The 13394-nt window shown below is 39.6% G+C and carries 10 protein-coding genes and 1 tRNA gene (1 of these 11 running past the window's edge); 1 reads left to right on the forward strand and 10 read right to left on the reverse strand.

Going from position 1 to position 13394, the window contains the following annotated elements:
• Positions 1 to 11 precede the first annotated feature (11 nt).
• From IGK54_RS12790 to IGK54_RS12830, 9 genes are all read right to left on the reverse strand, one after another.
• Positions 12 to 1286 (reverse strand): cytosine permease, encoded by a 1275-nt coding sequence (locus IGK54_RS12790; protein WP_185938066.1) that lies wholly within the window; start codon positions 1284 to 1286, stop codon positions 12 to 14.
• 134 nt (positions 1287 to 1420) lie between these two features.
• Positions 1421 to 2983, reverse strand: coding sequence for a PucR family transcriptional regulator (locus IGK54_RS12795; protein ID WP_142957100.1), 1563 nt, complete (start codon positions 2981 to 2983; stop codon positions 1421 to 1423).
• Between the two features lie 23 nt (positions 2984 to 3006).
• Positions 3007 to 4254, reverse strand: a complete 1248-nt coding sequence (locus tag IGK54_RS12800; protein WP_002368523.1) for a peptidase U32 family protein — start codon at positions 4252 to 4254, stop codon at positions 3007 to 3009.
• Positions 4255 to 4281: 27 nt separating this feature from the next.
• Complete coding sequence (locus tag IGK54_RS12805) at positions 4282 to 5202, reverse strand: peptidase U32 family protein (protein WP_002354722.1); 921 nt, start codon at positions 5200 to 5202, stop codon at positions 4282 to 4284.
• 179 nt (positions 5203 to 5381) lie between these two features.
• Positions 5382 to 6416, reverse strand: coding sequence for an FUSC family protein (locus IGK54_RS12810; protein ID WP_002354721.1), 1035 nt, complete (start codon positions 6414 to 6416; stop codon positions 5382 to 5384).
• A 133-nt stretch (positions 6417 to 6549) separates the two neighbouring features.
• Entirely contained in the window at positions 6550 to 9045 is a 2496-nt protein-coding gene (locus tag IGK54_RS12815; RefSeq protein WP_010821975.1) for an ATP-dependent Clp protease ATP-binding subunit, read from the reverse strand.
• A 2-nt stretch (positions 9046 to 9047) separates the two neighbouring features.
• The gene (locus IGK54_RS12820) at positions 9048 to 9515 is read right to left on the reverse strand and encodes a CtsR family transcriptional regulator (RefSeq protein ID WP_002354715.1); all 468 of its coding nucleotides are present in this window, start codon (positions 9513 to 9515) and stop codon (positions 9048 to 9050) included.
• Between the two features lie 304 nt (positions 9516 to 9819).
• Positions 9820 to 11049: an aminotransferase class I/II-fold pyridoxal phosphate-dependent enzyme gene (locus tag IGK54_RS12825; protein ID WP_025191893.1), complete on the reverse strand. Its 1230-nt coding sequence runs from the start codon at positions 11047 to 11049 to the stop codon at positions 9820 to 9822.
• Positions 11027 to 12334 carry a PTS sugar transporter subunit IIC gene (locus IGK54_RS12830; protein WP_142957103.1) on the reverse strand — a complete coding sequence of 436 codons (1308 nt, stop codon included), beginning with the start codon at positions 12332 to 12334 and terminating at the stop codon, positions 11027 to 11029. Before IGK54_RS12830 ends, IGK54_RS12825 begins: the two co-directional genes overlap by 23 nt.
• Positions 12335 to 12479: 145 nt before the next feature.
• Here IGK54_RS12830 and IGK54_RS12835 point away from each other — a divergent pair, with 145 nt between their 5' ends.
• Positions 12480 to 13337: a MurR/RpiR family transcriptional regulator gene (locus tag IGK54_RS12835; protein ID WP_002354705.1), complete on the forward strand. Its 858-nt coding sequence runs from the start codon at positions 12480 to 12482 to the stop codon at positions 13335 to 13337.
• Between the two features lie 45 nt (positions 13338 to 13382).
• On the opposite strand, the gene IGK54_RS12840 is transcribed toward IGK54_RS12835, so the two are convergent.
• A tRNA-Pro gene (locus tag IGK54_RS12840) sits at positions 13383 to 13394 on the reverse strand; it runs 62 nt beyond the window's last position.

Below are 13394 nucleotides of genomic sequence, written 5' to 3' on the forward strand. Positions count from 1 at the left end.
ACTCCTCTTCTTCATTCCATTTCTAATGATTCGGTGTTCGTCTGTTGACGTTTTGCACCGAAATAATAAATAACAAACGATAAAACAATGCCAATTAGCGGTTGGTTAGGCAATTGAGGGGCATTGGGAAAGAAACTCATAATCACCGGAATGCCCCCCACTGCAGCACCAATTAGCCATGAAAAAACACCTAATTTATTCACGCCAGGCGTTGGCTGCCTATTGGTTTGATCGCCTTTGTTAATCAACCAATAGGCAGCAATCATTACACCAGCCACTGGTGGAACCATCGCAGAAAGGACAGACATAATCGGCGTAAAGTAATTTAAGATCCCCACAACTGCTAATAAGGTTCCAATGGCGCCGGCCGCACCGACAGCGACTTTTTCTTTTTCTTTTGGAATATCAAAGACATTAATCAAGGCCAGTCCGCCAGAAAAAGCATTCACGGCATTCGTGGTCCAAGTTGCTAAAATTAGCGCAATAATTCCTAAAACTGGAAAACCGAGATTCATAAAAACTTCCGTGATATCTGCGGTGTTCGATGCAATGGTCAAGACCGCACCAACGCCAATCATCAACAAGCCTGTCGGTAAAATCCCTAAGGTGGCCGCTTTAACCACATCTTTACGAGAAGAAACATATTGAGAGTAATCTCCAGCAATTACTGCGCCTAATGCAAAAGAACCGACAGTCATTGAAAGACCCGACATAAAGCTTCCTGCTGTTTGAGGTGTATATTGACTAACAGCTTCCCAACCGTTGTTTCTTAACGAAGCCACCAAGCCATAAAGACAAACCAGAACTAACACAGGAACCGCAAAATAATTCAGAATTTTCAATATTTTTATACCATAAAGAGCCGAAATAAGCATGATAATTCCCCAGATTAAGGAAGAAAGCGACACAGGTAAATCAATGCCGTAAATTTTTAAAAAGTTCGTGAAGGCGCCACCGCTGACATTGGCTTGCAAACCAAACCACCCTAAGCAAGCAATCGCTAGAATAATAGAAATAATCTTTTGCGAACCTTGAATGCCAAACACTTGAGAAGCGACTTTGACAGAAGGTTCTTGTAAGTCGGAACTTTGAATTCCTTGTAAAATCATTAAAATAACAATAATACCGTAACCAATAAATCCTGTTAACAAAGCTTCCCATAAAGGCATGCCTGCAACTAACGTTCCTCCAATAATTAATCCTGGCACGCTAATCATTGCGCCCGCCCAAACAAATGCTAAGCTAAGCCACGATTGTTGTTGCTCGTTTTTTAATTTCATTCTCATTCCTCCTTAATTATTTTTTCAATTATAACGAAAAATCAGTCATAGGTCTTTTTCAAATTGAAAAAAATATCAAGGGAGTTTTGGCTAAAAATAAAAAAGCAGACAAATCGGCTACTGCCGATTGTCTGCTTTTTTCATTCGTTCGTGACCAAGCGATATAAGATCATCGCCAAATAGACTTCATAGGCTTCGGCGGCGTTGGTCATATCATAGCCGAGCGCTTCATTAATTTTACTGATACGATATTTGACCGTATTTTTATGAACAAATAGGCGTTCGCCGCATTCTTTAAAATCACTACTTGCATCTAGTAAAAACGTTCCTAATGTCATTAACTGCTCTGATTCTTTTAAGAGAGGTTGGATAACTGCTAAGCGTTGTTGGATTGCTTCTTCTCCTGCTTGGAGACACGTCATCATTTGTTGAACTGTACGAATTTCCGCGATTGATAACACTTTTCTTTGTGGATAGACGCGCTTTAAAAACGGCGCGACTTGATTAGCGGTTTGGTAGCTGACACGCACTTCAGTCGTGTTACGAACTTTCGGACAAAGGATGATTTCACCTAAATAGTCCTGATAGTCTGTGGCTTGCAAGTATTCTTTACTAATCGTGGCTTCAGGCTGTTTGTGTAAATAATTACCTAAGAGAACAATCAGGTAATTTTCTGTTTGCTGGACAATCGTTGTTTGGTAATAGTAACGTAAGAAATCTTTCAAATCTTGCTGAATAGCGTGGATTTCTTGTCCTTGTTGCCAAATGGGCAAAAGCCACATCGTTTCGACAGAAGAAATATCAATCATTAATTTTTTGGCTAATTGGTACATCTTATCACTTTCGTCGTTAATGATTGCTTGGACTAAGGCATACTCACTGACTTCGTCATAGTTTTTCCCCCATAAATTCAGAGCCATCTGAACGACTTCCACCGCTTGATTCATCTCAAAAGAGGTTAACTGCTCTTCTTCTCGAATGAAGTAAAGCTTCAATGTTTGTCCATCTTTCTGAGGAAGTTTTTGCGAGGTAATGAAGTAGGTCGTTTCTCCCAACACTACTTTCTCTTGTGATTGATAAAGTAACTTGGTTAAGGGTAATTTCGTGCTTCGCGGCCAATTGATGGTGCTGATGATTTCATTGGTATAGGTGGTTAACGCAATATTGACTTTTAAAAAATCGGATAGGATTTTCAAGGTCATTTCCACACTGCGGTTTTGTTCAGGCAAAAGGGAAACTTTTTCCAAGAGGTCCGTTGCAAAAGAAGCCATTTTATTTTTATTGACTAACAATTTCATGACTTCATAAATGACTTCGTTGTAGCGTAATGTGGGATCATTTTTAGGCATTTGGATTAAAATGAAACCTAAAGAATCCGCTAATTGAATCACTTCCTCTGCAACTTTCGGTACGATAATCCCAACGTAGTACAAGATTAGGCCTACTTCGCCTAATTCATGGAGATGCCGAATCGTTTCGCATTGCTTCACCACATCATGACGAATGGCACAAAATGAACCAATCAAAATTTCGCCAGCATGGTATTCATTTGTTTTGTGAAGTTTTTCCGAAAACAAAGACATATCAGAGACTTCTAAAAAAGAAAGAGAAGCAACAGATGTGTCCAATTGGTTTTTACCAGAAAGTACCGTTGCTTCTCGCAAAGACGGTAATTTTAATAAATCATTCACGCGGACACTCATATTTACTCCTCCTTTTGGCTGGTTTATTTTTTCTTACGAATCATATCGCCGACTGCAACAGGTTGGGTCACTTCCATCGTTAATAACATCATGGGATTAGGTGCCCGATCGATCGCTTCACCGTCTTCATTATACATCTCTTTAACGGTTTGGTGGAAATGGGTAAACCCGGGACCATAAAATTCAATTTCATCGCCGACACTGAAAAGGTTCCGTTGACGAATTGTCGCGACTTGCGTCTTTTCGTTGTACGCAATCACTTCGCCAACAAATTTATATTGTGGAATTTTACGACGTTCGCCGAATAATTGTTCATTTTCACTTGGTGTATTGTAATAAAATCCAGTTGCTAATTCACGTTGTGCTACTTTCCATAATTCATCAATCCACTCTTGTTGGCAGACATAGTTTTCAGGATCTTCCATGTAAGAATCGACGGCTTTTTTATACACATTAGCGACTGTCGAAACATAGTGAATGGATTTCATGCGGCCTTCAATTTTAAAACTATCGACACCATTTTCAATTAATTCTGGAATATGTTCAATCATAGACATATCTACGGCGCTCATTGAAAACTCTTCTTCAACTTCCCCTTCGCTGGTTTTGCTCCGACGTTCTGTCCCAAAAGGCATATCAAATAACTCGTATTTCCAACGACAAGATTGAGAGCAACCGCCACGATTGGCATCCCGCATCGACATATGGTTGGATAAAGTACAACGTCCTGAATATGAAATACACATTGCTCCATGAATAAAGGCTTCAATCTCAATGTCCGTATTTTCACGAATCGCTGCAACTTCCTCCATTGAAACTTCGCGCGCTAATACCACACGTTCTAAGCCTTCATTTTTCCAAAATTCTAATGTTTCATAGTTGGTTGCTGAAGCTTGTGTCGATAAATGGATGGGTAAACCTGGTGCTTCTGTCGCACAAATTTCGATTAAAGCTGGATCGGAAACAATCACAGCTGAAATTCCGATGTCTCGCAATTCTCTGAAAAACGCTCCTGCCCCTTCCTGGTTTCCTTCATGAGTGACCATATTGGCAGCGACATAAACTTTCGCATTATGTTCGCGGGCAAAGGCTACGCCTTCCGCCATTTCTTCTGGCGTGAAATTTCCTGCGCGGCTACGCAGACCGTAGGCATTCCCTCCGATATAAACGGCATCGGCACCGTAACGAATTGCGACTTTTAGTTTTTCTAGCGTCCCGGCTGGAGCCAACACCTCGGGACGCTTCAATGTTCGTTCTGTCATTACTTTCATGTTCTTCTTCCCCTTAAATGAATCAATTTATTTTATTGCATCGGCACTTAAATCAAAGAAACCATTGTCTAAGCCACGACCTGTTGGATGTAATTTTTCAATTTCAGCTGTTGCATGAGCTGCTTGATCTTCTGACCAAGTTCCCGCTTCAAGTGCTGCTTTCGCTTCAGCAAATAAGCGAGCAATCGCGACAAAATTTTCACCTGGCGTGTAAAGGCCATCGAGCTTCCATGTACGATAGTGATGGTCATACAAGTTTGTTAACTCATTCATCAAGTTCACATCGTTATTGGCAAAAATATGCGTACCATGACTATCTTCATAAATGGAATAGTGGGTTTCTGGTTTTTTGGGTTCAGAAATAAACAGCCCTTCGTCTTTTGTAACCCCTTTGTCGTTCTTTGTGTAATTGTAGTAATTTTGAATTAATGGGCGTTTCGATTGATGAATACACGTCGCCCCATAGACAAGAATTTCAGCTGGAACTGCTAAGTTTTCTTCCATTGCGACCATTTCTTCAAAAGGTACTTCCCGAGCTAGGACAGCTCCGATGGCTCCTCGTTTACTCCAAAAATTGATTTGACGTGAGCTCGTTACCAAAGTTTCGCCATCATAAACGTAAGGAATTTCTAATCCATCTCGTTGCATAATAAACACAATACCTGGATCACCCAAAGTAATTTTATCGACGTTGATTTCTTTTAAAAATGTCAGATACTCTGGGACTAATTTCATTTTTTCAGGGTGCATAATGCCATTTACTGCAACTAGCACTTGTTTGCCCATTTCATGTGCACGTTTCACAATCTCGCGTTGTTCATCTCGTGTAAAAGATACGGGCAAACGCAACCCGAATGTTTCTTCTCCAATATATAATGTATCCACACCTGTTGCGAGTAATTCTACAGCCTGCTCAACAGATTCTGCAGTTGCAATCAGTTCAATCATAAATATAGCCTCCTTCTTTATGACCGTTTAATAGTATCATACGTTCACAAACTTTAAAAGAGCCTATCTGTATTAAACGTACATTTTTCACAATGTTTCCGAAAAAAATTTTGGTAGAGAAGCACCATCCGCTTACCTACCAAATGTTCTTTTCTAATTACTGGTCATCTATTCTTTAGTCACTCGTTCAAGTGATATTTTCGTTCATAAAACGTTACTACAACGGTAAATAACCACGCTGCCGCTAAGCCTAACAAGCTGCCTAAAACAATCCCCAAAAAGCGGAATTGAATCAACGTTATCACGTACTGCTGACGAACGAGCAATGAAAGCATCAGAGCCATAGGCGTTGTGAAAAATTGCGCCAATCCATAATTACGACGAATAAAATACTCAACGGTCACAAATAAGATTGTAATCACGACAATCGATTCAAAAGTTGTCAAAGCTAAATTAAGCAGAAAAGCGGAAATAACCAATCCAATCGTTGTGCCAAAAATTCGCTGAATATTTCGCTGCTTAATCGCACGTAAATTGTCTCCTTGTAAAATGGATGCACAGGAAACGACTAGCCAATATGGATTCTGTAAATGTAAACTTTCGCTGATATATACAGCAAAAAATAAGACAAAGCTATAATATATGCTATCTAATGGCGCTTCTGGATGCCGATAAATTCGTTCCCGTAATGATCGCTTAGCTAGCGGGGCACTGATTTCCTTCTCTGTAAAATGCAACACTAGTGCAAACAAAATGGAAAAGCCAATGCCTAATAACATACAGCCACTCATGAACGGAATTTTTGCTAACGGAATGCTCGTACTGGCACCCATCGCTGTCACCATCACACCAAAGAAGGCCCCTGGTTTTGAAATATCGTAGACTTCAAAGAAAAAGCGGCCACCAAAACCGACCAGTGCAACAACAATGGGAATGAGCCATGCAATATGGGTCGATAACATGCCTAACAAATTTCCTAAAAAAAGGTAACTACCGACCACAGATAAACGAGTCATTAACTGTTTTAATGGTAGCGGCTGATAATATAAAAAAGTAAAAATACCTAACGAGCCAAAGCTTGAAATCAATAATTGATGATTGATATAGCCCAAAAAAAGAATGCTGAACATAACCAAGCCAGCAAACACTAGTCGAAAAGGATTATCCTTTGGACGCTGATAATGTAGTAATTCTCGAAAAAAAGATTGTTCCATTCCATCACCCCTCCTTATTAACGTAGCACAGAAAAATCAATCTGGCAATTCTCAAAAAGAAATCGCCACTGGAAAATAGAAAAGCCTGGCATAAAAACCCTAAATGGTTTTTGTACCAGACTTCGCATCTCATCTATACAGTTTGTAATTCTTTCGCTTCTGTCTTTGGTGCTTTTGGTGCCCGCACATTTAACGTAATTTTGCCTTTGCTAGCACCTAAGGTTACTTTATCCCCTAACTGAATTTGACCGGAAAGAAGGGCTTCACTTAAACGATCTTCCACTTCTTTTTGCAAGGCCCGACGAATTGGACGTGCGCCATATTCTGGATCAAACCCGACTTTACCAATAACTTCAATTGCAGCTGGTGTGATTTTCACTTTAACCTCTTGTTCGGCCATCCGTTTCACGACAGATTGACTCATAATTTTTACGATTTCATGAATTTCCTCTTGTTTCAAGGAATGGAAGACAACCGTTTCATCAATTCGGTTTAAGAATTCTGGACGGAAGGCTTTTTTCAATTCTTCCATGATTCGTTTTTGCATTAATTCATGATTTTTAGAAATGTCTTTCACATTGAAGCCGACATGTTTTTCTTCACGAATCGCTGTTGCCCCTAAATTGGAGGTCATGATTAAAATCGTGTTACGGAAATCGACTTTTCGTCCTTTGGCATCCGTTAAATGGCCATCATCTAAGACTTGTAATAAAATATTAAAGACATCTGGATGGGCTTTTTCTACTTCATCTAGCAAAATAACGGAATAAGGACGTTGACGAATTTTTTCAGTTAGTTGGCCGCCTTCTTCGTAGCCGACATAACCTGGAGGAGAACCGATTAAACGGCTAGTGCTGTATTTTTCCATAAACTCAGACATGTCCACGCGAATCAAAGCTTCTTCGCTGCCAAACATCGCTTCGGCTAAGGCTTTGGCAAGTTCCGTTTTCCCAACCCCTGTTGGTCCTAAGAACATGAAGGAACCAATCGGTCTTGCTGGGTCTTTCAAGCCACTACGCGCACGACGGATAGCGCGTGAAACAGCTTCAACTGCTTCATTTTGGCCAACGACCCGTTGATGTAAAATGGTTTCTAATTCCATCAATCGTTCGCTTTCTTTCTTCTCTAGCTGCTGCAAAGGAACGCCTGTCCATTGTGAAACGACTCCAGCCACATCTTCTTCTGTTACTTGCGTACTGTAACCAGACAGACTTTTTTCTTTCACTGCAATCAATTCTTCTAGTTTTTCCATCACTTGTTTTTCTTTTTGACGAATCCGAGCAGCACTTTCAAATGATTGGTTTTGAATGGCCTCTTCTTTTTCCGTAATTAATTGAGAAATTTCGGTACGCAATTCATTAATTTCTGAAGGTTGATCTGCCTTATCTAAACGAACTTTTGCTGCAGATTCGTCCATTAAATCAATTGCTTTATCTGGTAATTGGCGGTCATTTAAATAGCGAATCGATAATTGAACCGCTGCATGTAGAGCTTCATCTGTAATTTCTACGCCATGATGTTTTTCATAGCGTGAACGCAAGCCTTTTAGAATTTCTTCTGCTTCTTCTGGCGTTGGTTCTGCTACTTGAATACGGGCAAAACGACGTTCCAAAGCGGCATCTTTTTCAATATATTTTTGGTATTCATCCAGAGTTGTCGCACCAATTGTTTGCAACTCGCCACGTGCTAAAGCAGGTTTTAAAATATTTGAAGCATCAATCGCCCCTTCTGCACCGCCAGCACCGATCAAGGTATGCAATTCGTCAATAAATAAAATGACTTGTCCATCTTGATAGATTTCATCGACAACTTTTTTCAAGCGATCTTCGAACTCACCTCGATATTTGGTTCCAGCAACCAAGGCACCCATGTCTAGCATCATTAAACGTTTGCCTTGCATATCTTCAGGGACTTCCCGGTTGACAATTTTCTGGGCTAATCCTTCTGCTATCGCTGTTTTTCCAACACCTGGTTCACCGACTAGGACAGGATTGTTTTTGGTACGGCGACTCAAAATTTGGATCAAACGACGGACTTCGGTCCCGCGACCAACTACTGGATCCAAGCTTTGTTCTCGTGCTAACTTGGTTAAATCTCTTGCTAAAGAATCCAATGTTGGCGTCCCTTGTGGCGCATTTTTATTTTGACCATTCCGACGACGTTGTGCACTATTGGGTTCGGAAACGCCCATTTTTTTCAATAATAATTGACGCATTTTGGATAAGCTTAATCCTAAATTCACTAAAATTCTAGACGCTAAAATTTCTTCGTCTCTTAACAAGCCTAATAATAAATGCTCGGTACCAATCTTTTGAGCCCCTAAGCGTTTCGCTTCATCTCCAGCATAGGCAAAGATTTGTTTGGCTCTTGGTGAATAAGGTAAGTATAAGTTGTTATTTCCCATTGGACTTTGCATGGTGCCATAGCCACTTAAATGCTCAATTTCTTCACGGATGTCTTCTGTGTCAGTATTCAATTGTCGTAATGTTTTTCCGGCAATCCCATTTGGTTCTAAAACGAGTGCTAATAATAAATGTTCAGAACCGACGGATTGGTGACGAAAATACTTCGCTTCTTCTTGGGCAATCGCCAGTACGGCTTTCGCACTTTCTGTAAATAGTTCATCCATAGTTATTCCTCCTCATAGCTCAAGCGCTCTAAAAATGAACGCATTATTTGAGCTCTTAGAAAATCTTCGTGATTCCCCAGACCATTCAATGTGCTTTTACTTAAAGCAGCTAGCATTAAATTGCCTTCCTTTTTCGTAATCACTTCTTCTTCATACAATGTTTGAATAAATGTTAGCGCATCTTTTTCTGTTAAGGTTGCGCCAATCAATTGATCCATTTGTTTTAGTAATTGATCGTTATCTGAAATTTGTACTTTGACAATGCGAATATAGCCGCCTCCACCACGTTTACTTTCAACTGCGTAGCCTCGTTGGATGGTAAAACGTGTATTAATTACATAGTTAATTTGTGAAGGAACGCAATTAAATAAATTAGCCATTTCCGCCCGACGGATTTCAATTTTATTACTTTCTTCTAAAATCTTTTTTAAATAAGCCTCGATTAAATCTGACGTATTTTGATTACTCATAGTCTTCCATCCTTCTTCTCTCTTGACTAATATTGACCATTATTATATCGAACTTTGCCTATTAAATAAAGAGGAACGCTTTGACTTTAATAAAAAAATGCAAAACAGGAGGAGCAACCTCAGTCAAACTGACTTAAGTTCCCCTCCTAAAATTGAAAATATGTTATTGAATCACAGAGGCTGAGACAAAAGTGTTTAGCTCCAAGAAATAAGAAGAAATTTCCGAAAATTGTTCTTTAATTTTTGGAGAATTTCGGCTTATTTCCGAAGGAGTTGCTTTTGTTCAGCTGATTATCTTAATGTCTCACAAAAGCGATTCTTCGCCATAGGCTTGATCCAAGGCTTGTTGAATATCTTCGATAATAGATGTTGGCTCTTCCAAACCAACGTACATGCGAATGTGCGCTGGCGACAAGCCTCTTTTCTGAACAGCCGCCAAGTTATTGCCTTTGAATACAGGCAAGGCCAAACTTTCAAAGCCACCCCAACTGACCCCAATTGTGACCAGCGTCAATGCGTTCACAAATGTTTTCAAACGTTCAAAATCGGTATCTTTTAAATCAATCGCAAACAATGAGCCATAACCTGTTAAATATTTTTCTGCTAACGCTTGTTGTTGTTGATTTCCTACAAAAGGATGATATAATCGACTGATTCGCGGATCCTTTTGCAAAGCCGACAGCACCGTTTGGATGGCTTGAGACTGATGCGCCAACCGAACGGGCATGGTACGAATACCTCGTAACGCTAACCAAGAATTGAAGGGACTATTGACTGCTCCTAAAGCTTGATGACCATGTTCAAAAATTTGATCTACAAGCGCTGCTTTGCCAATGACAGCCCCTGCTACAATATCCGAATGACCACCAATATATTTGGAACAAGAATGAATCACCAGGTCCACATTATGGCATAAAGGATGCTGAAATAACGGTGACGCCCACGTGTTATCAATGACAGTGTATGCGCCAATTTTTTGTGCTAACGCAGTTATTTTTTCTAAATCTAGCAGTTCAAACTTTTGTGAGGACGGACTTTCAAAGTAAATGACTTTGGTGTTTTCCTGAACAAATTGAAAAAGTTCTTCTGTTTCTGCAACGTCTACTTTGGTCAAGGATACGCCAAATTTCTCTAAATATTGCACAAATGAAACAGATTCTCCATAAATTGTATTGACCATTAAAACATGATCACCTTGTTGGAGCAACGTAAACAGCGTTGCCGAAATAGCGCCCATTCCTGAGGCAAAAACTTTACATTTTTCTCCACGTTCCAAACGAGCAATTTTTTTCTCTAAAATTTCTGTTGTGGGGTTGGTGCCACGTGTGTAAACATAATTATTTTTTTCATCTATACTCGCTGCCATAAATTCTTCGTAAGTTGGAAAATAAAAGGAAGAGGTTTGAACCAACTCGGGCACCATCGGATGATACATTTTTTCCATTCCTTTTTCCACTTCACAGCAAATATTTTCATCATTCTCAACATGCATTTCCTTCACTCCTCTTTCTCTACAATGTTTCTGGTACTTCATGGGCTTCTTCTTTTTGATATTGTCGATCTAAGGCTTTTACAAATGGATAATAAATAACAACACTAGCGGCAACAGCTAAAACTTGCGTCACTGCACCTTGCCATTTTCCCACTAAAAAGCCCGAAAACAGAAAGGGCGTAGCCCATGGTGCTTGAATGTTTGTAAACATTGGCATGAACCCAATTTTCATTGACAGAAAGGCAATCAAGACCGATACAATCGGCGCGACCGCAATCGGAATCAATAATAAAGGGTTAAAAATAACTGGGAGTCCAAAAATCAAGGGTTCATTAATGTTGAAAAATGCTGGAACAAACGAAATTTTCGACATGGCTTTCATTCTAGATGAATGTCCGACGATGGCCATTGCAATAGCCAAGCCAACCGTGCAACCAGCGCCTCCAATTGTGGCAAATTGATCGAGCATTTGGACCGTGCCAAAGTTGCCACTTTGAGCAGTTAATTGTCCTAATTCCGCTAAGCTTTGGTTTTTGTCTGCATTCGCATATAAAATAGGATATAGCATGGAATTGATGACAGTTGGATGAATTCCAAACCACCAGAACAGTCCATTTAAGCCAGCCACAATAATAATTGCAAAAGGGGTTCCGATTAAACCTTGCAGTGGCGCTTGAATCACCGCATAAATTAATTGCGGGAAGGAATCCGCAAATGAAAGCCCAATCCCATTAATCAATAAAGCCACCGCTACCACAAAAATCCCAGGAATCAATGCACTAAAAGCTTGGCTCACCATAGCAGGCACGCTGTCAGGCATTTTGATGACTAATTTTTTCTTAATACAGAAACGAGTCAACTCAACCGAAAGAATTGACATAATAATGGCCGTAATCACCCCTTGCGTTCCTAACCAATCAAACGATAAAACTTTCGTCACAACTTCGCCTGATTCAGTAGTCACCGTTTTCGGTAAAACGACTACGTAAGCAACAATTCCTAAAATTAATGAAGTTAAACGATCCATTTCGTAACTTTCCGCCAATTTATAGGACATCGTCCCAGCAAAAATAATTCCCATCATGTTGAAAGTTGCTCGATAAGCTGGTGAAATCATATCCGCCCAACCTGCACCGAAAATTCCAGCCATAAAATCGCCATACCCTGCTACTGGAAAATCTGTAATCAACATAAAAATCGATCCAATAATTGTTAACGGCATAATTGCAAAAAAACCATTTCTTAAGGCTTGAAAATAACGTAAACTTGTAATCCTTGAAACTTTAGGCACTACGGCTTGCTCCACCCAGTTTGTTAACTTATCCATTTCACTTCTCTCCTTAATCCTTTGTGATATCCTCATCATAAAGAAACCGCTTTCTGATGTAAATACGACTAACTGATTCTGTAACTATGTTTCATAATTCATACGCTTAAGGTATACTGAAAGCGAAACAAAGTACCACAGAGAGGTGAACCCATTGAATCTAATCGAATGTTTAGAACAAAAAGAACGCTATACATATAACGAAGGGCTAATTATTGATTTTATTTTATCTCATACTGAACGAGTCCTGCATATGTCGATTTATGAACTAGCAGAAGCCACCAACTCTTCAACTTCCACGATTGTTCGTTTGTGTAAAAAAACAGAAACTAGCGGTTTCAAAGAATTTAAAATCCGCTTGTCCCGCGACTTAGAAATTCACTACCAAGCAATCCGGAATGTTGATGCGAATATGCCTTTTTTAGCGCAAGATTCTGATTTACTAATTGCCAAGAAAATTGCGCAGTTAACGACTGAAACCGTTCAATCCACTCAACAGTTATTAACCGAGGCCATGTTAAATAAAAGCATTGATTTACTTTTAACCGCTGAAAATATTTTAGCAGTGGGTGTCAGTAACTCCTACATTCGCTTAACGGATTTTCAAACAAAGTTATTACGCATTCAGCTATTTATCCATTTAATCCCTTATCAAGCTGAACAATTTTATTTAGCCATCAATGCCACCAAAAATGACGTAGCCATCCTCGTCTCTTACAGTGGTAACACTGCAGAAATCGTAAATGAAGCACGGATTTTTGCAGAAGGAGGCACCCCGATTATTGCCATTACTTCAGACTTGAACAGCCAATTAGCTAAATACGCTACAGTGATTTTGCCCATTCCTAACGTTGAACATGCAGATTTCAAAGTCTCGACCTTTTCCTCTCAACTAGCCATCGAATATATTCTCAATGTCCTTTATTCCTGTATTTTTAGTCGCAATTTCGATAAGAACTACACATCACAAAAAAATACACCTACTTCGATACTTAAATTTTAAACAAAACAAAAAAACAGTACTGATGATCAGTACTGTTTTTCACAATCGGGAAGACAG

Origin of the sequence: Enterococcus sp. DIV2384 (assembly GCF_050534975.1) — a bacterium.
GTDB classification, from domain to species: Bacteria; Bacillota; Bacilli; order Lactobacillales; family Enterococcaceae; genus Enterococcus; species Enterococcus faecalis.